At 61.4% G+C, this 19,069-nt stretch carries 16 protein-coding genes; 7 read left to right on the forward strand and 9 right to left on the reverse strand.

The window, feature by feature from the left end; all coding sequences use genetic code 11:
* Nucleotides 1–65: 65 nt before the first annotated feature.
* The gene (locus HRH33_RS23285; RefSeq protein ID WP_167418389.1) at nt 66–776 is read left to right on the forward strand and encodes a helix-turn-helix transcriptional regulator; all 711 of its coding nucleotides are present in this window, start codon (nt 66–68) and stop codon (nt 774–776) included.
* 124 nt (nt 777–900) lie between these two features.
* Entirely contained in the window at nt 901–2,025 is a 1,125-nt protein-coding gene (locus HRH33_RS23290) for a methyltransferase (RefSeq protein WP_094066017.1), read from the forward strand.
* A 72-nt stretch (nt 2,026–2,097) separates the two neighbouring features.
* Here the strand turns inward: HRH33_RS23290 and HRH33_RS23295 are convergent, their stop codons facing one another.
* The 3 genes from HRH33_RS23295 to HRH33_RS23305 are packed head-to-tail and all read right to left on the reverse strand — an operon-like array spanning nt 2,098 to nt 4,725.
* A complete protein-coding gene (locus HRH33_RS23295) occupies nt 2,098–2,265 on the reverse strand; it encodes a DUF2474 domain-containing protein (RefSeq protein ID WP_080758794.1) in 168 nt (55 codons plus the stop codon).
* A gap of 11 nt (nt 2,266–2,276) precedes the next feature.
* Nucleotides 2,277–3,284: a cytochrome d ubiquinol oxidase subunit II gene (gene cydB / locus HRH33_RS23300; protein WP_034100851.1), complete on the reverse strand. Its 1,008-nt coding sequence runs from the start codon at nt 3,282–3,284 to the stop codon at nt 2,277–2,279.
* 1 nt (nt 3,285) lies between these two features.
* Nucleotides 3,286–4,725, reverse strand: coding sequence for a cytochrome ubiquinol oxidase subunit I (locus HRH33_RS23305; RefSeq protein WP_167418388.1), 1,440 nt, complete (start codon nt 4,723–4,725; stop codon nt 3,286–3,288).
* Nucleotides 4,726–5,044: 319 nt separating this feature from the next.
* Here HRH33_RS23305 and HRH33_RS23310 point away from each other — a divergent pair, with 319 nt between their 5' ends.
* On the forward strand, nt 5,045–6,289 hold the full coding sequence (locus HRH33_RS23310) for an MFS transporter (RefSeq protein WP_034139377.1): 1,245 nt from the start codon (nt 5,045–5,047) through the stop codon (nt 6,287–6,289).
* A 1,450-nt stretch (nt 6,290–7,739) separates the two neighbouring features.
* Here HRH33_RS23310 and HRH33_RS23315 read toward each other — a convergent pair.
* The 4 genes from HRH33_RS23315 to HRH33_RS23330 all read right to left on the reverse strand — a co-directional run bounded on the left by HRH33_RS23315 (nt 7,740) and on the right by HRH33_RS23330 (nt 11,973).
* Entirely contained in the window at nt 7,740–9,923 is a 2,184-nt protein-coding gene (locus tag HRH33_RS23315; RefSeq protein WP_047882026.1) for a xanthine dehydrogenase family protein molybdopterin-binding subunit, read from the reverse strand.
* Nucleotides 9,920–10,909 (reverse strand): FAD binding domain-containing protein, encoded by a 990-nt coding sequence (locus HRH33_RS23320; RefSeq protein ID WP_034115178.1) that lies wholly within the window; start codon nt 10,907–10,909, stop codon nt 9,920–9,922. The genes HRH33_RS23315 and HRH33_RS23320 overlap by 4 nt, the downstream gene beginning before the upstream one ends.
* Nucleotides 10,906–11,430, reverse strand: coding sequence for a (2Fe-2S)-binding protein (locus HRH33_RS23325; RefSeq protein WP_034100856.1), 525 nt, complete (start codon nt 11,428–11,430; stop codon nt 10,906–10,908). The genes HRH33_RS23320 and HRH33_RS23325 overlap by 4 nt, the downstream gene beginning before the upstream one ends.
* Nucleotides 11,431–11,526: 96 nt before the next feature.
* Entirely contained in the window at nt 11,527–11,973 is a 447-nt protein-coding gene (locus HRH33_RS23330; protein ID WP_034100948.1) for a DUF4879 domain-containing protein, read from the reverse strand.
* 188 nt (nt 11,974–12,161) lie between these two features.
* Here HRH33_RS23330 and HRH33_RS23335 point away from each other — a divergent pair, with 188 nt between their 5' ends.
* From HRH33_RS23335 to HRH33_RS23350, 4 genes are all read left to right on the forward strand, one after another.
* Nucleotides 12,162–13,457, forward strand: a complete 1,296-nt coding sequence (locus HRH33_RS23335; RefSeq protein WP_034100857.1) for an NCS2 family permease — start codon at nt 12,162–12,164, stop codon at nt 13,455–13,457.
* The gene (gene trmA, locus HRH33_RS23340) at nt 13,454–14,533 is read left to right on the forward strand and encodes a tRNA (uridine(54)-C5)-methyltransferase TrmA (RefSeq protein ID WP_034139386.1); all 1,080 of its coding nucleotides are present in this window, start codon (nt 13,454–13,456) and stop codon (nt 14,531–14,533) included. Before HRH33_RS23335 ends, trmA begins: the two co-directional genes overlap by 4 nt.
* A 183-nt stretch (nt 14,534–14,716) precedes the next feature.
* Entirely contained in the window at nt 14,717–15,163 is a 447-nt protein-coding gene (aroQ, locus tag HRH33_RS23345; RefSeq protein WP_167418387.1) for a type II 3-dehydroquinate dehydratase, read from the forward strand.
* Nucleotides 15,163–16,011, forward strand: coding sequence for a shikimate dehydrogenase (locus HRH33_RS23350; protein ID WP_425326812.1), 849 nt, complete (start codon nt 15,163–15,165; stop codon nt 16,009–16,011). The genes aroQ and HRH33_RS23350 overlap by 1 nt, the downstream gene beginning before the upstream one ends.
* A 194-nt stretch (nt 16,012–16,205) precedes the next feature.
* On the opposite strand, the gene HRH33_RS23355 is transcribed toward HRH33_RS23350, so the two are convergent.
* Complete coding sequence (locus HRH33_RS23355; protein WP_034100949.1) at nt 16,206–16,871, reverse strand: TetR/AcrR family transcriptional regulator; 666 nt, start codon at nt 16,869–16,871, stop codon at nt 16,206–16,208.
* Between the two features lie 78 nt (nt 16,872–16,949).
* Nucleotides 16,950–18,851 (reverse strand): 3-dehydroshikimate dehydratase QuiC, encoded by a 1,902-nt coding sequence (gene quiC, locus HRH33_RS23360; protein ID WP_167418386.1) that lies wholly within the window; start codon nt 18,849–18,851, stop codon nt 16,950–16,952.
* Between the last annotated feature and the right edge of the window lie 218 nt (nt 18,852–19,069).

Below are 19,069 nucleotides of genomic sequence, written 5' to 3' on the forward strand. Positions count from 1 at the left end.
TTTTCCGTGCAGCGTTGGGATTCAGGACGTACCCAAGTCACACATACATCCATGGAGAGTTATCGATGGTCAACTGGCGCAATACACGGCTCCCCAAACTGGAAGAAGAGAACGAGATCACCAGCGTATTCGAAATGGTTATCAATGAAACATATTCACTCGGCTTCCAATTCTGCTCTTTCAAGATGAGTGCACAAAGTCAAACCAATCAATCTATCGCCTTTGAGAAAAACAACTATCCAAACGAATGGAACGCGCTATACCGGGAAGCGCATTTCTCCGACACCGATCCTGTCATGTCTCACTGTCAACGCTCTGTCCTGCCCTTTGTCTGGAAAGAAAGCGCGTTTCACAGCGCACCTCACTTGTGGGAACTGGCTACCTCCTATGGCGTTCATCTGGGCTGGACTCAACCACTGCATGGGCCTCAGGGCGTCTTCAGCATGCTGACATTAAGTCGTGGCAGAGGTGAGATCACACCGGAGGAGCTGTATGAAAAAGCCGGCAATGCGCTCTGGCTGTGTCACGCAATGCATACCGTGGTGGCGCATAAGTACGCCGATGGGCCAGCCGCGAAGCCATGCAGCAAGCTGACGCCGCGAGAGATCGAAGTATTGCGCTGGTCTGCACTGGGCAAGACCGCCGCCGAGATTGCGCAGATCCTGTGTTTGTCCGAACGCACAGTCGGCTTTCACAATTGCAGCTCGATGCGAAAACTGGGGGTCAACAATAAAATCGCGGCCGTGATGGTGGCCGCAAAGGCTGGGTTTCTTTAAACATCGCATGTAATCCCCATGAAAAAACCGTAACATTTACGACCAGTTCCGGGTGATGACGCGGCGCGCGCCGGCGTGTCGTCGTTCACCCCAATGGTTCGATTACCCAGAGTTTTCTCCCCCCATGCCCCTGCTCGACAGTCCCTTCGCTCAGCTCGATCTGATCCGCCAACCCGAGCAGCACAACGACCCGCTGCAAGCCTTCGACGCCGCCGACGAATACCTGCTCAACCACTTGGCCGCCCAGCAGCCGAGCGTCGACACCCGCGTGCTGGTGCTCAATGACAGCTTTGGCGCCTTGGCGGCCAGTCTGCAAGGCCAGGTGCAGGTGATTTCCAGCGGCGACTCGTTTCTGGCGGCCCAGGGCCTGGAAAAAAACCTGGTGCGCAACGCCAAGGCGTTCGATGCAGTGCCGTTCATTCCCGCCAGCGAAACCCCCACCGGGCCGTTCGACCGCGTGCTGATCCGCGTGCCGAAAACCCTGGCGCTGCTCGAAGAACAGTTGATCCGCCTGCAAGGCCAACTGGCCCCGGGCGCCGAAGTGATCGCCGGGGCGATGGTCAAACATCTGCCGCGCGCGGCCGGCGACCTGCTGGAGCGTTACATCGGGCCAATGCACGCCTCACTGGCGGTGAAGAAAGCTCGCCTGTTGATCGCCACCGTTGCCGAGCGCCCCGCCGCCGTCTCGCCCTACCCGACCCGCTACCGCCTGGATACACCCGCCATCGAGCTGCTGAACCACGCCAACGTGTTCTGCCGTGAAGGCCTGGACATCGGCACCCGCGCCTTCCTGCCGCACTTGCCCACCGGCCTGGGTAACGCCCGCGTTGCCGACCTCGGCTGCGGCAACGGCGTATTGGCGATTGCCAGCGCACTGCACAACCCCGACGCCCACTACACCCTGGTGGACGAGTCCTACATGGCCGTGCAATCGGCCCGTGAAAACTGGCAGGCCGCGCTGGGTGAACGTGACGTGAGCGTGCGCGCCGCCGATGGCCTGGCCGGCCAAGAGCCGCAGTCCCTGGACGTGGTGCTGTGCAATCCGCCGTTCCACCAGCAGCAGGTGGTGGGCGATTTCCTCGCCTGGCGCATGTTCCAGCAGGCCCGCGAGGCTTTGGTGGTGGGCGGTGCGCTGTATATCGTCGGTAACCGTCACTTGGGTTATCACAGCAAACTGGCGCGGTTGTTCCGCGGCGTCGAGCAAGTGGCGGCCACGCCCAAGTTCGTGATTCTCAAAGCGCGCAAATAAAAAAAGACCCCGCCCCTACAAGATGTAGGAGCAGGGTCAAAAAACCGTGCCGCAAGGCAACGGGATGGGATGTCAGTGAGTGGTCAGGCCGGCCGCATTCATAAACATGCGCATCAGGCTGGCGACAACAAACAGCACCAGCACACTGCCGGTCCAGATCATTGCCAACCACCCCAGGCGCCGCCACAGCGGCTGCTTTTCAGCCTGTTCGATCTCGTGCAACGAGGGTTTGCCGGACATGTCACGCCCTCCTAGTGATAACCGTCTTCGTGGGTGACCTTGCCGCGGAACACGTAGTAGCTCCAGAAGGTGTAACCCAGAATGAACGGGATGATGAACAAGGTGCCCACCAGCATGAAGCCTTGGCTCTGCGGCGGCGCGGCGGCGTCCCAGATCGATACGGACGGCGGCACGATGTTCGGCCACAGGCTGATCCCCAAGCCGCTATAGCCGAGGAAAATCAGCACCAACGTCAGCAGGAACGGCGTGTAGTGCGCATTGCGGGCCACCGCGCGGATCAGCCCGTACATGGTCACCAGCACCAGCAGCGGCACCGGCAGGAACCAGAACAGATTTGGCAGGGTGAACCAGCGCGAGGCGATTTCCGGGTGCGACAGCGGGGTCCACAGGCTGACGATGCCGATCACCGCCAGCACCACGAACGCCAGCGGCCGCGCCAGGTTGTGCATCTGTTCCTGCAATTTGCCTTCGGTCTTCATGATCAGCCAGGTGCAGCCCAGCAACGCATAGGCGACGATCAGCGCCACGCCGCAGAACACGGTGAACGGCGTGAGCCAGTCCAGCGAACCGCCGGCGAACTGGCGATTGACCACCGGAATGCCATCGATAAATGCCCCAAGCGCCACGCCCTGGAAGAACGTCGCCGCCAGCGAACCGCCGATAAAGGCCTTGTCCCACAGGTGGCGCTTGGCGTCTTTGGCCTTGAAGCGGAACTCAAAGGCCACGCCACGGAAGATCAGCCCCACCAGCATCAGGATCAGCGGCAGGTACAGCGCCGACAGCACCACCGAATACGCCAGCGGAAACGCGCCGAACAACGCCGCGCCGCCAAGCACCAGCCAGGTTTCGTTGCCGTCCCAGACCGGCGCGACGGTGTTCATCATCACGTCGCGGTCGACCTTGCCGGGAATAAACGGAAAGAGGATGCCGATACCCAGGTCGAAGCCGTCCATCACCACGTACATCATGATGCCGAAGATGATGATCACGGCCCAGATCAGCGGAAGATCAATACCCATCTCAATTCCCCTTATGCTGGATGTGGTCGTGGTCGTCGTCGGTGCCATCATCGGCCGCCGACAACGGACGCGCCGGTGTGCGTTTCTGGCCGGGGCCGCCGTGGGTCGGTTCGGTACCTTCGTGGGTCACGGGGCCTTTGCGCACCAGGCGCATCATGTAGCCCAAGCCCGCACCGAACAGCGCGAAGTACACCACCACGAACAACACCAGGGTGATGGTCATCTGCGCCAGGCTATGCCCAGACGACGCATCCGCCGTGCGCATCAGCCCGTAGACCACCCACGGCTGACGCCCGATTTCGGTGGTGAACCAGCCGGCGAGGATCGCGATCAACCCCGAGGGGCCCATCCACAGCGCCAGATACAGGAACGGTCTGGAGGTGTACATCTTGTCGCCCCGGCGCAGCCACAGGCTGAACAGACCGGTAAAAATCATCAGGAAACCCAGCCCGACCATGACTCGGAACGACCAGAACACAATGGTCGAATTCGGCCGGTCCTCAGGCGGGAACTCCTTGAGCGCCGGCACCTGTTTATCCAGCGAGTGAGTCAGGATCAGGCTGCCCAGGTATGGAATCTCTACGGCGTACTTGGTTTTTTCCGCCTGCATATCGGGCCAGCCGAACAGGATCAGCGGCGTAGGCTCATTGCCTTTGTTTTCCCAGTGGCCTTCGATCGCGGCGATTTTCGCCGGCTGGTGCTCCAGAGTATTGAGACCATGGAAGTCACCGATCACCGCCTGGATAGGCGCCACGATCAATGCCATCCACATGGCCATGGAGAGCATTTTGCGGATCGCCGGGTTGTCCTTGCCGCGCAGCAAGTGCCAGGCCGCCGAGGAGCCGACGAAGAACGCCGTCGCCACGAAGGCCGCCGTGGCCATGTGCATCAGGCGATACGGGAACGATGGGTTGAAAATTACCGCCAGCCAGTCGGTGGGAATCACACGGCCGTCGATGATTTCAAAGCCCTGGGGCGTCTGCATCCAGCTGTTGGAAGCCAGGATCCAGAACGTGGAGATCAGCGTACCCACCGCCACCATGACCGTGGAGAAGAAGTGCAGCTTGCGCCCCACCTTGTTCCAGCCGAACAGCATCACGCCGAGGAAACCGGCTTCCAGGAAGAAGGCAGTAAGCACTTCGTACGTCAGCAGCGGCCCGGTAACCGCGCCGGCGAAGTCCGAGAAGCGGCTCCAGTTGGTGCCGAATTGGTAAGCCATAACCAAGCCCGAGACCACCCCCATGCCGAAGTTGACGGCAAAGATCTTCGACCAGAAATGGTAGAGGTCACGGTAGGTGTCGTTATGGGTCTTGAGCCACAACCCTTCCAGCACTGCAAGGTAACTGGCCAGGCCGATGGTGATCGCCGGGAACAGGATGTGGAATGAGATGGTGAACGCGAACTGAATTCGGGCGAGATCTAGCGCCTCCAAACCGAACATAAGTCTTCCTCTGTCAGGTAATACCGGCTGCTGGCGGGAGCCTGCACCCACTGCCCCCACGGATATGGAGTGTGGCGAATTTCAATTCGTTTCTTTTTTTAACCAACCACGTAGGGAGTCTGGCCTTACGGCCCGCCAGAGCAAATCCTGGAAGAAATTTGATCTGGATCAATTACAGCTCAAAGAGTAGTCCCATTTTCTGCGTCCAGTTGTGTGGTCGATTGACGCGTGACAGGCTGCCTCACCCCGGTTCTCGCAACTATTTGTTACAGCTTGATGCTAATCTCGCGGTTCCCTCCGGCCTTGATCTGAATGCCCGATGCCTACTGAACCCGCGTTGCTGTTGCGTCACCACCGCCCTTTTATCGCGTTCTGGCTGGCGCGGATATTTACCGCCAGCGGCTTCCAGATGCTCACCGTGGCCATTGGCTGGAACCTCTATCAACTGACCGGCAACGTGCTGGACCTGGGCTTGGTCGGCTTGGTGGAGTTCGTGCCGCGCGTGCTGTTTATGCTGCACACCGGCCATGTGGCCGACCGCTATGAGCGACGTAAAGTCGCGGCTATTTGCCAGACCGTGCAGGCGCTGATTGCGCTGTCCCTGGCCATTGGTGGCCTGACCGGCACCGTGACCCGCGAGATGATCTTTATCCTCGCCTTCCTGCTCGGTGCCGCGCGCTCCTTTGAATTGCCCACCACACAAGCGCTGCTGCCGAGCATCGTGCCCAGCACGCTGTTCCCGCGCGCCGTGGCGTCGTCGCAGTCGGCTCAGCAACTGGCCACCATCGTCGCCCCGGCGCTGGGCGGTCTGCTCTATGCGTTTGGCAGCGTGTGGGTGTATGGCCCCACCGTGGTGCTGTACCTGATCGCCTGCACGCTGACCCTCAACCTGCCCGCCCGCCAGACGCCGCTGAACAAAGGCAAGGCCACTCTGGATTCACTGCTGGCCGGCATCCGCTTTATCCGCAGCCGCCCGGACATCCTCGGCGCCATCTCCCTGGACCTGTTTGCCGTGCTGCTGGGCGGCGCCACCGCGTTGCTGCCGGTGTTCGCCAAAGACATCCTGCTGACCGGCGCCTGGGGCCTGGGCCTGTTGCGCTCGGCGCCGGCGGTGGGGGCATTGCTGATGTCGTTGTGGCTGGCGCGTTTCTCGGTGGACCGTCATGTCGGCCGCGTGATGTTCACCGCCGTCGGGGTATTCGGTGTGGCGACCATCGCTTTCGGCCTATCGACGTCATTCTGGTTTTCCCTGGCGGTGCTGGTGGTGTTGGGCGCGGCGGACATGATCAGCATGGTGATCCGTGCCTCGTTCGTGCAGTTGGAGACGCCGGACGAAATGCGCGGGCGCGTCAGTGCCGTCAACGGCCTATTTATCGGCGCGTCGAATCAACTGGGCGAATTCGAATCCGGCATCACCGCCCACTGGTTCGGCACCGTGCCCGCCGTGGTCATGGGCGGGATCGGCACCCTGGTGGTGACCGGGGTGTGGATCAAGCTGTTCCCCACCCTGGCCAAGCGGGATCGCATGCATGTGCCAGAACCGGTTTCCCCGCCCACCGCCTAACCTTTATGGCAACAAGTTCAATGTGGGAGAGCACTTGCCCTCGATAGCGGGGTAACTGTCGAGGCATCTATTGACTGAAACACCGCCATCGGGGGCAAGCCTCCTCCCACACCGGTCTCACAGCCATCGCATAGCCACTATGGCAACAAGCTCAATGTGGGAGAGGGCTTGCCCTCGATAGCGGTGCAACAGTCCAGGCATCTATTGACTGAAACGCAGCTATCGGGGGCAAGCCTCCTCCCACATCGGTCTCACACCCAACGCATAGCCACTATGGCAATAAGCTCAATGTGGGAGAGGGCTTGCCCTCGATAGCGGTGTAACTGTCGAGGCATCTATTGACTGAAACACTGCTATCGGGGGCAAGCCTCCTCCCACACCGGTCTCACACCCAACGCATAGCCACTATGGCAATAAGCTCAATGTGGGAGAGGGCTTGCCCTCCATAGCGGTGTAACAGTCGAAGCATAAATTGACTGAAACACTGCTATCGGGGGCAAGCCCCCTCCCACACCGGTCTCACACCCAACGCATACCCATTATGGCAATAAGCTCAATGTGGGAGAGGGCTTGCCCTCGATAGCGGTGTAACTGTCGAGGCATCTATTGACTGAAACACTGCTATCGGGGGCAAGCCCCCACACCGGTCTCACAGCCATCGCATAGCCACTATGGCAATAAGCTCAATGTGGGAGAGAGCTTGCCCTCGATGGCGGTGTAACAGTCGAAGCACAAATTGACTGAAACACTGCTATCGGGGGCAAGCCCCCTCCCACACCGGTCTCACAGCCATCGCATAGCCACTATGGCAACAAGCTCAATGTGGGAGAGGGCTTGCCCTCGATGGCGGTGTAACTATCGAGGCATCTATTGACTGAAACACCGCCATCGGGGGCAAGCCCCCTCCCACACCGGTCTCACAGCCATCGCATAGCCATTATGGCAACAAGCTCAATGTGGGAGAGGGCTTGCCCTCGATAGCGGTGCAACAGTCCAGGCATCTATTGACTGAAACACTGCTATCGGGGGCAAGCCCCCTCCCACACCGGTCTCACAGCCATCGCATAGCCATTATGGCAACAAGCTCAATGTGGGAGAGGGCTTGCCCTCGATGGCGGTGTAACTATCGAGGCATCTATCGACTGAAACACTGCTATCGGGGGCAAGCCCCCCTCCCACACCGGTCTCGCAGCCATCGCATAGCCACTATGGCAATAAGCTCAATGTGGGAGAGGGCTTGCCCTCGATAGCGGTGTAACAGTCGAGGCATCTATTGACTGAAACACTGCTAACGGGGGCAAGCCCCCTCCCACACCGGTCTCGCAGCCACCGCATAGCCACTATGGCAATAAGCTCAATGTGGGAGAGGGCTTGCCCTCGATGGCGGTGCAACAGTCGAGGCATCTATTGACTGAAACGCTGCTATCGGGGGCAAGCCTCCTCCCACATTTCAAAGCACCTTATCCAGGGTGATCGGGAAGTCCCGCACCCGCTTGCCGGTGGCGTGGTACACCGCATTGGCCACTGCCGCCGCGACGCCGACGATGCCGATTTCCCCGACGCCTTTGGACCCAAGCGCATTGACGATCTCGTCGTGTTCTTCGACGAATACCACGTCAATATCGCCGATATCAGCATTCACCGGGATGTGGTACTCGGCCAGGCTGTGGTTCATGTAGCGGCCCAGTTGATGGTCTATCTGGGTCTCTTCGTGCAGGGCCATGCCGATGCCCCACACCACGCCGCCGAGGATCTGGCTGCGGGCCATCTTCGGATTGACCACGCGCCCGGCCGCAATTGCGCTGACCACGCGGCTGACCTTGATAGTGCCGAGGTCTTCATCCACGCGCACTTCGACGAATACCGCCGAATGGGTGGCGGTAGCATAGCCTTCGCGTTTTTTGTCCGGCTCGCTGTCGACCTGCACCTCCAGGGCGTCCTCACCGCTGTCCTTGACCAACTGCGCCAACGACACGCTCACGTCACGCGCGTGCAGTTGCCCATCCTCAAAGCGCACCGTCTCAGCGTCCTTGAACACCGGATAGGTCTGCCGCGCCACGCTCAACAGTTTGGCGGCCAAGGCTTCGCAGGCTTGTTGCACAGCCGTGCCCACCGAGGAAACAGTGAACGAACCGCCCTGCAACGGCGCGGTGGGCAGCGACGAGTCGCCGAGCACGAAACGCACGTCGTCCACGGCTACACCGCTGGCCTGGGCGGCGATCTGGGTCATCACCGTGTAGGTGCCGGTGCCGATATCGGTGGTAGCGCTGCTCACCACGAGCTTGCCCTCGGCATCGATTCGCGCCTTGGCGCTGGCCTTCATTTGCATGGCCTCCCACACCCCGCCAGCCATGCCCCAGCCCACCAATTGGCGGCCGTCGCGCATGCTGCGCGGTTCCGGGTTGCGCTGGCTCCAGCCGAAGCGCTCGGCGCCTTCGGTGTAACACTCGCGCAGGGCTTTGCTAGACCAGGGTTTGTCTTCGTTCTGGTTGCGCTCGGCGTAGTTGATCAGGCGCAGTTGCACCGGGTCGATCGCCAGGGCGCAGGCCAGTTCGTCCATGGCGCATTCCAGGCCGATCACCCCGAGGGCGGCGCCGGGCGCGCGCATGTCCAACGGAGTGAACACATCCAGCGGCACCAACTTATAGGTCAACTGCACGTTGTCGCAGTGATAGAGCATGCCGCTCCACTCCACCACGTGTTCACTGAAGTCCTCGAAACGCGAGGTCTGGCCAATCGCCGTGTGCCCCAACGCCAGCAGGCGGCCGTTGGTGGCGGCGCCCATTTGCAAGCGCTGCAGGGTGCGTGGGCGGTAGCCGAAGGTGAACATCTGTTGACGGGTCAGGGTCACGCGAACCGAGCGTTTGAGCGCCAGCGACGCCATCACCGCCAGGGGTAATTGGTACTGCGGGCGCAGGCCGGAACCAAAAGCGCCGCCGACAAACGCGGCGAACACCCGCACCTGGCTTTTATCCAGGCCGAACACTTTTTGCACATAGGCCTGGCAGTTCTGCGGCCCCTGGGTTTTGTCATGGATATGCAGGGTGCCGTCCGCCTGGTACAGCACGGTGCTGGCGTGGGGTTCCATGGGGTTGTGATGTTCGATGGGGGTGCTGTAGTGCACGTCCAGGCTGACGGCGGCAGCGGTCCACTCGGCCTGGAAATTCCCGCGCGGCGCGGGCGGTGTCTGTGGCGAGGGATGGGCCTCGGCCTGCTGGGCGACGAGGTCGGTCTCGAACTCATCGCGCTCGTATTCGATGCGCACCAGGGAACCGGCATGTCGCGCCAGCTCCAGGTTGTCGGCAATCACCAAGGCCAGGGGCTGGCCGCTGTACAGCACGCGGTCGTTGTACAGCGGGCGAAACGGCGAACCATCGGCGGCATCGGCGTCGGCGAACGCGTCGTCATAGCTGGCCAGCCGCGGCCGGTTGCTGTGATCGAGCACCATGACCACACCCGGCAGAGCCAGAGCCTTGGACGCATCGATACGAACCACGCGGCCCTTGGCGATGGTGCTGGAGACCACGCTGCCATGCAGCAGGCCCTGCTGCGCAAATTCGCCGGCATAGCGCGCCTGGCCGGTGACTTTAAGCAGACCGTCGACACGGTCCAGGGGTTTTCCGACGGCACTCATGGGCGTTCTCCTGCGACAGCGGCATCGCTCAAGGCGCGGATGATTGCGCGCCGTGCCAGCTTGACCTTGAAAGCGTTGTGTTCCAGCGGCTCGGCGTCCTGCAACATCGCATCGGCGGCGAGGCTGAAGGTTTCGCGGCTGACGGCCTGCCCGATCAATCCCGCCTCCACCGCGCGGTCGCGCCAGGGTTTATGGGCCACGCCGCCCAGGGCTAGACGCGCGTCGACGATCACATCGCCGTCCAACTCCAGAGCGGCAGCCACCGACACCAACGCGAACGCGTAGGACGCCCGGTCACGGATCTTCAGATAATGGCTGTGCCGCGCCAGGTGGTCGGCAGGCAATTCAATGGCAGTGATCAGTTCATCGTCGGCCAGCTGGTTGTCACGTTGCGGCGCATCGCCGGGCAAACGGTGGAAGTCGGCGAACTCGATGACCCGCGCACCGCCGCGCCCTTGCACATGCACCCGCGCCTCCAGCGCCGCCAGGGCCACGCACATGTCGGACGGATGAGTCGCCACGCACTGCGCGCTGGCGCCGAGGATCGCATGGATGCGATTCAACCCGGTGCGCGCCGGGCAACCGCTGCCGGGTTCGCGTTTATTGCAAGGCACGCTGGCGTCGTAGAAGTAATAGCAACGGGTGCGCTGCAACAGGTTGCCGCCGGTGCTGGCCATATTGCGCAGTTGCGGCGAGGCACCGGCGAGGATGGCCTGGGACAGCAACGGGTAACGCTGTTCGATCAAGGGGTGCCAGGCCAGATCAGCGTTGCTGACCAGCGCGCCAATGCGCACGCCACCCTCGGCGGTGGGCTCGACGCCATGCAGCGGCAGGCCGGTGATGTCGATCAGGTGCTCGGGGCGGCTGATGTTTTCTTTCATCAGGTCCAGCAGGTTGGTACCGCCGGCAATAAAACGCGACGCGGCACTGCTCAAGTGCACGGCCTCGTGCACGTCGGACGGTTTGCTGTACTGGAACGGGTTCATTGCTCGCCTCCCGCCGGACGGCAGGCCGGCAGGGCCTCTTCAATCGCATCGCGAATATTGCTGTAGGCGCCGCAGCGGCACAGGTTACCGCTCATCAGTTCCTGGATTTGCGCGCTGTCGTGGGCACGGCCTTCGTTGGCCAGGCCGACGGCGGAGCAGATCTGGCCAGGGGTGCAATAACCGCACTGGAACGCATCGTGCTTGATGAAGGCTTGTTGCATGGGGTGTAACTGGTCGCCGCTGGCCAGCCCTTCAACGGTGGTCAACTCGGCACCGTCGCACATCACCGCCAGGGTCAGGCACGCGTTCACGCGCTTGCCGTCGCGCAATACGGTGCAGGCACCGCATTGGCCGTGGTCGCAGCCTTTCTTGCTGCCGACCAGATCCAGTTGTTCGCGCAGCAGGTCCAGCAGCGTGGTCCAGGGCAACACGTCCAGTTGGCGGGCCTGCCCATTGAGGGTCAGGCGTATCGAGTGGCGGGCAAACGGCTGGGCCGCCGCGCCTTGGGGGGTTGCGCTCATAAACACCTCACGGGTTGGTCTGCATCCGCGGCGTTCAGGAAAATCGCCGTCTCAGGGGTACGACTTCCCGGGGTTTTGAGCGTTCAAGATGATTGATCAGCGGATATTGAGCTGGGTCTTCAAGGTGTTTCGCGGGGGGTTGATCGAGGAATTGCTGTATTCGAACCAGCCTGGGGCCTGCACATCCATTTCGAACACATAGATGTAGCCCATCAGTGTCCCCGCGCCGTTGCACGCCTGGCTGATGCTGCCAACCTGGCACACCGGGGTGCGCTGGCCGTTCAGTACGGCGCCATTGAACAGCCCCACCGGGTTGTTGCCCAGCCCCACTTCCATCACCGACACCTGGGTGGGCCCACGGTGCGTGCACATCTGCGTGGAGGTGATGCGTTCGGGGATGCTTTCCTTGCAGCGCGCCGACTCGACCTGAAACACGCGCACCTCGCTCAAGGCCGGTGCAGTCGCGCCCCACACCGGTGCCGCGCCGAGCCACAGGCTGATAGCGGTGATCGGAGCTAGACTCCACGCGTTGGCTTTTTTCATGCTGTCGATGACCGTGAATTGAACGTCGGCGCAGTATGCCTCAAGCCCATGCGCCACACAGCCTCGGCTGCTGGTATGATGCGCCGCTTTTTCCGATCCTCTCTGAAACCACAGGCGCTTGGCGCAGTTTGTGCTTTGACTTAGAGGTCAACAAATCACGACGCAAAATAGCGTCACAGGGAGCCGGCATGCTGGAAAAGCTGTTTCAACTCAAAGCACACAACACCAACGTGCGCACCGAGATTCTCGCGGGTATCACGACATTCCTGGCGATGGCCTACATCCTGTTCGTGAACCCGAGCATCCTCGGTGAAACCGGCATGGACAAAGGCGCAGTGTTCGTCGCGACCTGCCTGGCGGCCGCCATCGGTTCGACCGTGATGGGCCTGATCGCCAACTACCCGATCGCGCTGGCACCAGGCATGGGCCTCAATGCCTTCTTTACCTACACCGTGGTCCTGCACATGGGCCATACCTGGCAAGTGGCGCTGGGGGCGGTGTTCATTTCGGCGGTGCTGTTCTTTCTGCTGTCGATCTTTCGCATCCGTGAGTGGATCATCAACAGCATCCCTTTGCCGTTGCGTTCGGCGATTGCTGCCGGCATCGGCCTGTTCCTGGCGCTGATCGCCCTGCACAACGCCGGTATCGTAGTCAGCAACCCGGCCACCATGGTCGGCCTGGGCGACTTGAAACAACCGGCGCCGATCCTCGCCACACTGGGCTTTGCGCTGATCGTCGCGCTGGAAGCCCTGGCCGTGCGCGGTGCGGTGCTGATCGGCATCCTGGCGGTGACCATCGTGTCGATTGTGATGGGCTTCACCCCATTCGGCGGCGTGACCTCGATGCCACCGTCCCTGGCCCCGACCTTCCTGCAGTTGGACATCAAAGGCGCGCTGGATATCGGCCTGGTCAGCGTGATCTTCGCCTTCCTGTTCGTCGACCTGTTCGACAACTCCGGCACCCTGATCGGCGTAGCCAAGCGCGCCGGCCTGATGGGCAAGGACGGCCACATGCCAAAAATGGGCCGTGCACTGATCGCCGACAGCACCGCAGCCATGGCCGGTTCGCTGCTGGGCACCTCGACCACCACCAGCTACATCGAATCCGCCGCGGGCGTGAGCGCCGGTGGCCGTACCGGTTTGACTGCCATCGTAGTGGCGATCCTGTTCCTGCTCGCACTGTTCTTCTCGCCGTTGGCCGCCAGCGTTCCGGCTTTCGCCACCGCGCCGGCGCTGCTGTTCGTCGCCGTGCTGATGACCTCCGGCCTGGCTGAAATCGACTGGGACGACATCACTGTGGCAGCGCCGGTGGTGATCACCGCCCTGGCGATGCCCTTTACTTACTCCATCGCCAACGGCATCGCCTTCGGTTTCATCGCCTGGACCGCCATCAAGCTGCTTTCGGGCCGCTACCGTGAGCTGAACCCGGCGCTGGTGATTCTGTCGATTCTGTTCGTGATCAAGCTGGGCTGGTTCAACGCATGACTTTTGACGCCGCACGCTACACCGCTCAACTGCAAGACAAGGTCACGCGCCTGCGTGACCTGCTCGCCCCGTTCGATGCACCCGAGCCGCAGGTGTTCGACTCGCCGCTGCAGCACTTCCGCCTGCGCGCGGAATTCCGCCTGTGGCGCGAGGGCGGTGAGCGCCACTACGCGATGTTTTCCCAGGACGACAAGCGCACGCCGATCCTGATCGAAGACTTCCCTATCGCCAGCGCTCGCATCAACCAGCTGATGCCCCAACTCAAGGCCGCCTGGCAAGCCAGCGCCGCCCTGAGCCACAAGCTGTTCCAAGTGGAGTTCCTCACCACCCTGGCCGGCGATGCAATGATCACCCTGTGCTATCACCGCCCGCTGGACGAGCACTGGCACGCGGCGGCCAACCAGCTCGCCGCTGACCTGAACGTGAGCATCATCGGCCGCTCCAAGGGCAAACGCGATGTGATCGGCCACGATTACGTGGTAGAGAAACTCGAAGTCGGCGGTCGCACCTTCAGCTATCGCCAACCCGAAGGCGCGTTCACCCAGCCCAACGGCACGGTGAACCAGAAGATGCTCAACTGGGCCTACGAGGCTTTGGGCGATCGCCCGGACGATCTGCTGGAGCTGTATTGCGGCAACGGTAATTTCACCCTGCCCCTGGCGACCCGCGTGCGCAAAGTGCTGGCCACCGAGATCAGCAAGACCTCGGTAAACGCGGCACTGAGCAATCTCGATGAAAACGCGGTGGAGAACGTCACCCTGGTGCGCCTGTCCGCCGAAGAACTCACCGAAGCCCTCAACGAAGTGCGCCCGTTCCGCCGCCTGCACGGTATCGATCTGAAAAGCTACGAGTTCGGCAGCGTGTTTGTGGACCCACCGCGTGCCGGCATGGACCCGGACACCTGCGAGCTCACCCGGCGTTTCGACAACATCCTGTACATCTCCTGCAACCCGGAGACCCTGGCGGCCAACATCGCCCAACTGCATGACACCCACCGCATTACCCGGTGCGCGATGTTTGATCAGTTTCCGTGGACGCACCATATGGAATCGGGTGTGTTGCTGACCCGACGCTAAACGTTCCATTGCTCCATGCGCGGCCGCCCGAGCCATTGGCTAAGCGGCCGCGCAGTGGGCTATACCTGCCCTTCCTTGATTAACGGTTCGATAATCGAACACATGCCGCGCTGGCAATTGACCAAATTAACCATCCGGTACATTTTATCTCCACAACCAACAAGAACTGTGGAGATACCCCTCATGCCGCCCATCGTGCTGGTGCTCAATGGCCCCAATCTCAACCTGCTCGGCACCCGCGAACCCGCCACCTACGGGCATGAAACCCTAGCCGACGTGGCGGCCCTCTGCGGCCGCAGCGCCGAGCAACTGGGGCTGAAAATCGAATTCCGCCAAACCAACCACGAAGGCGAGCTGCTCGACTGGATCCACGGCGCCCGCGTGCGCTGCGCCGGTATCGTGATCAACCCTGCCGCCTGGACCCACACGTCGGTGGCGATCCGCGATGCGTTGGTAGCCAGCGAAGTGCCGGTGATCGAAGTGCATTTATCCAATGTGCATACCCGTGAGGCGTTTCGGCATCATTCGTTTGTGTCGCCCATCGCCAAAGCGGTATTGGCCGGCTTTGGCAGCCACGGCTACCACCTGGCCCTGGAACATTTCAGCCATCTGCTCAAAGGACGTGCCTGATGAAACCGCGCATTCTTGCCGGCCTGATTGGCGCCGGCATCCAGGCCTCCCGCACACCCGCTTTGCACGAACAGGAAGGCGACGCCCAGGGCCTACGCTACCTGTACCAACTGATTGACCTTGATCCCTGGGGCCTGGATATCAAGGCCCTGCCCGACCTCCTACGCGCCGCCGAGCTGATGCACTTTACCGGGCTGAACATTACCTACCCGTGCAAGCAGGCGATTCTGCCGCTGCTGGATGAATTGTCCGACGAAGCCCGAGGCATCGGCGCGGTGAATACCGTGGTGCTCAAGGACGGCAAACGCATTGGCCACAACACCGATTGCTTGGGGTTTGCCGAAGGTTTCCGGCGCAACCTCAATGACGTGCCGCGCCAGCGTGTGGTGCAGATGGGCGCCGGCGGTGCAGGCGCGGCAGTGGCGCATGCACTGCTGGCTGAAGGGGTGGAGCAGTTGAGTGTTTTCGATGTGGACGCCAGCCGCGCCCGCGACCTTGTGGATAACCTCGCACAGCGTTTCGGCAGCGGCCGCGCTCAAGTCGGCGGCGGCCTGGAGAACGCCATGGCCGAAGCCGATGGCCTGGTCAACACCACGCCGATGGGCATGGCCAAGCTTCCCGGTACACCGGTGCCGGCGGCGCTGTTGCGCGCTCAGCTGTGGGTAGCGGAAATCGTCTACTTCCCGCTGGAAACCCAACTGCTACGGGATGCTCGCGCCCTGGGTTGCCGCACTCTGGACGGCGGCAATATGGCGGTGTTCCAGGCGGTGAAAGCATTTGAATTGTTCAGCGGTAAAGTGGCGGATGCGCAACGCATGCTGACGCACTTCAAAAGCATGAATACCTGACTGACGAAACCAGATCACCATGTGGGAGGGGGCTTGCCCCCGATAGCAGTGGTTCAGTCAGCCCAACTGTCACTGACGCATCGCTATCGGGGGCAAGCCCCCTCCCACCTTTGATAGTCAATGCCACTGAGTCCTTAACTGACTGGCATTAGGGCAAGCCCCCTCCCACTTGGTATGCATTCCAACCTGAGGCCTCAGGCTTGCAGGTAGCGCATCACTGAGTCGCAGAGCATATCGCGGTGGCGCTGTTTAACCGCTTCATCCGACAGTTCGATCTGAAAGATCTCACTGAACGTATGGCGGTTGGACACTCGGTAAAAACTGAATGAGTTGATCAGCAGGTGCACATCCAACGGCTCCAGGCCTTCGCGGAACAGGCCCATTTCGGCGCCGCGGCGCAAGGTGGCGCCCAGGGCTTCGAGGATGTTGCTGTTCATGGCCTTGATCGAGTCCGAACGCTTCACATATTCAGCGTTGTGGATATTTTCGATGCTGACGATGCGCACAAAATCCACGTTCTGATCGTGGTGATCAAAGGTGAATTCCACCAGCCGACGGATCGCTTCACGGGGCTCCAGCGCCGTGAGGTTCATGCGGGTTTCGGTATTGCGGATATCGCCGTAGAGCTTTTCCAGTACCTCGACGTACAACTGCTCCTTGCTGCCGAAGTAGTAATAGATCATGCGCTTGGAGGTGTGGATGCGTTCGGCAATGGCGTCTACGCGCGCGCCGGCCAAGCCTTGCTGAACAAACTCGACAATGGCTTCTTGCAGTATGTTTTCGCGGGTCTTTTCTGGATTGTTCTTACGACTCTTGCGCGGTGCGTCTGACACTGCGGGGAGTTCGGGACTCGACGTCATGGTGCTCACGGCCATTGTTGTTAGGCAGGCCGCGATTATGGGCCGGGCCGCTCCCCGAAGGAAGCACCCGGCCAGGGTTCACAGCCGCGCCTGGCGCACCGCGCCACTGCGCGACTTGGCCATCGCCGCCAGGCGTACCGCCACGTTGGCCGCGCCGTAGCCCGCGTAGCCGTTTTTGCGCTGGATGATCTCGAAGAAAAACCGTCCTTCGAAGGGCTCGGTGTAGACGTGAAACAATTCACCGCCCTGAGCGTCGCGGTCGTACAACACGTTGTAGTACGCCAGCTCGCTGAGGAACTCGTCATCGAAATCAAAGCGCGCCGCCAGGTCGTCGTAATAGTTGAGCGGGATATCCAGCAGCGGCACGCCAGCCTCTTTGGCTCTGCGCACCTCGGCGAAAATATCCGCACAGTCGAAGGCAATGTGATGCACCCCCGAGCCCCGATAGCTCGATAGCGCGTGGGAAATCGCGGTATTGCGGTTTTCGGAGATATTCAGCGGCAAGCGAATCGAACTGCAGCGGCTACGCAAGGCGCGGCTTTTCACCAGGCCGTAGGGGTCGGGTAGCACCACTTCGTCGTCGGCTTCGAAATCCAGCAGGCTCTTGTAGAACAGCACCCAACTGTCGAGGCTGTCGGCCGGCAGGGCCATGGCCATATGGTCGATGCGCAGCAGGCCGCCGCCGCAAGCCGTGGTCGGTTGCAGGTTGAAGTCGGTGTCGTAGAGCCCGCCTTCGCTGGGGTCCACCAGGTAAATCAGGCTGCCGTCCGGCGCACGCACCGCCGCCAGCTCCAGCTCGTTCGGCCCGACCAGGCCGCGATAAGGCTGGCCTTTATAAGCCACCGCGCGTTCCAGGGCCTTGGCGCTGTCCTTGACCCGCAGCGCCGTGGCGCACAGCGACGGCCCATGGGCTTCGAAAAAATTGTGGGCGAAGGAATACGGCTCGCAATTGAGGATCAGGTTGATATCGCCCTGGCGCAGCAGGCTGACGGCCTTGGAGCGATGCTGCCCAGCCTTGACGAAACCCAGACGCTCCAACCAGTGGGCGAGCTTGGCGCCGAGGCTTTCATCCACGGCAAATTCGAGGAACTCGATGCCGTCGTACTCGCTGGCAGGCGGCGTTTCGAACAGGATATCCAGCGGTGCGGCCGGCTGTTCCTCGGCCAAGCGTTGACGGGTTTTCTCCTCCAGGTACAACAACGAGCGCAGCCCGTCGGCGGCATTGGCGCGGGTCGGCGCGGCACGGAAACCATCGTTGAAGATTTCCAGGGACAGCGGCCCGGCGTACCCACTTTTGATAATCGGCGCCAGAAACCCGGCCAAGTCGAACTCGCCCTGCCCCGGGAAGCAACGGAAATGGCGGCTCCACTCCAGCACATCCATGGCCAGGATCGGCGCATCGGCCATTTGCACGAAGAAGATCTTGTCGCCAGGGATCTGCGCGATGGCGCTCGGGTCGCCCTTGAGTGACAAGGTGTGGAAACTGTCGAGCAACACGCCCAGGCTCGGATGATCCACCTGACGCACCAGGTTCCATACCTGCTGCCAGGTGTTCACATGCTTGCCCCAGGCCAGGGCTTCATAGCCAATGCGCAAGCCTCGTTTGCCGGCGTGTTCGGCCAGCAGGCTCAAGTCATCCCGCAGAATGGATTCGTCGCCCACGCAGTCGGCCGAGGCATTGCTGCACACCAGCACCAGGTCGGTGCCCAGCTCCTGCATCAGATCGAATTTGCGCTCGGCCCGCTCCAGATTGCGCGCCAGGCGGTCGCGGCGGCAGCCTTCAAAGTCGCGAAACGGCTGGAACAAGGTGATAGCGATGCCCAGGTCGGCGCACATCTGCCGCACTTCCCGCGGGCTGCCGTCGTAATACAACAGGTCGTTCTCGAAGATTTCCACCCCATCGAACCCGGCGGCGGCAATGGCTTCGAGCTTTTCCGGCAGGGTGCCGCTCAAGGAAACGGTGGCGATGGAACGTTGCATGGAAAACTCCCGGCAATGGTTGTTTATGGCAAATTATTCGCCCCCAGCCTAACGGCAGCAATTAAAATGTACGAACCGGTTAGTTTTTAGGGCGATTATCGAACACTATGCCCTTCTGGCGAATTGACGATTTTTTAACCGCTGCGCACCATCGATCAGGTAACAAACGTTCACAAAAGACCCAGATCACACCATAAAAATTTCAAAAAACGGGTACG

The organism is Pseudomonas rhodesiae (assembly GCF_013285305.1).
Taxonomy (GTDB): domain Bacteria; phylum Pseudomonadota; class Gammaproteobacteria; order Pseudomonadales; family Pseudomonadaceae; genus Aquipseudomonas; species Aquipseudomonas rhodesiae.

Coding starts and splice junctions, on each gene's coding strand:
- HRH33_RS23305 (WP_167418388.1), bottom strand. CDS start 4,725: ATGTTCGGTTTGGAGGCGCTAGATCTCGCCCGAATTCAGTTCGCGTTC.
- HRH33_RS23320 (WP_034115178.1), bottom strand. CDS start 10,909: ATGAACCCGTTCCAGTACAGCAAACCGTCCGACGTGCACGAGGCCGTG.
- trmA (WP_034139386.1), top strand. CDS start 13,454: ATGACTTTTGACGCCGCACGCTACACCGCTCAACTGCAAGACAAGGTC.
- HRH33_RS23350 (WP_425326812.1), top strand. CDS start 15,163: ATGAAACCGCGCATTCTTGCCGGCCTGATTGGCGCCGGCATCCAGGCC.
- HRH33_RS23325 (WP_034100856.1), bottom strand. CDS start 11,430: ATGAGCGCAACCCCCCAAGGCGCGGCGGCCCAGCCGTTTGCCCGCCAC.
- HRH33_RS23315 (WP_047882026.1), bottom strand. CDS start 9,923: ATGAGTGCCGTCGGAAAACCCCTGGACCGTGTCGACGGTCTGCTTAAA.
- quiC (WP_167418386.1), bottom strand. CDS start 18,851: ATGCAACGTTCCATCGCCACCGTTTCCTTGAGCGGCACCCTGCCGGAA.
- HRH33_RS23285 (WP_167418389.1), top strand. CDS start 66: ATGGTCAACTGGCGCAATACACGGCTCCCCAAACTGGAAGAAGAGAAC.
- HRH33_RS23290 (WP_094066017.1), top strand. CDS start 901: ATGCCCCTGCTCGACAGTCCCTTCGCTCAGCTCGATCTGATCCGCCAA.
- cydB (WP_034100851.1), bottom strand. CDS start 3,284: ATGGGTATTGATCTTCCGCTGATCTGGGCCGTGATCATCATCTTCGGC.
- HRH33_RS23355 (WP_034100949.1), bottom strand. CDS start 16,871: ATGACGTCGAGTCCCGAACTCCCCGCAGTGTCAGACGCACCGCGCAAG.
- HRH33_RS23310 (WP_034139377.1), top strand. CDS start 5,045: ATGCCTACTGAACCCGCGTTGCTGTTGCGTCACCACCGCCCTTTTATC.
- HRH33_RS23295 (WP_080758794.1), bottom strand. CDS start 2,265: ATGTCCGGCAAACCCTCGTTGCACGAGATCGAACAGGCTGAAAAGCAG.
- aroQ (WP_167418387.1), top strand. CDS start 14,717: ATGCCGCCCATCGTGCTGGTGCTCAATGGCCCCAATCTCAACCTGCTC.
- HRH33_RS23335 (WP_034100857.1), top strand. CDS start 12,162: ATGCTGGAAAAGCTGTTTCAACTCAAAGCACACAACACCAACGTGCGC.
- HRH33_RS23330 (WP_034100948.1), bottom strand. CDS start 11,973: ATGAAAAAAGCCAACGCGTGGAGTCTAGCTCCGATCACCGCTATCAGC.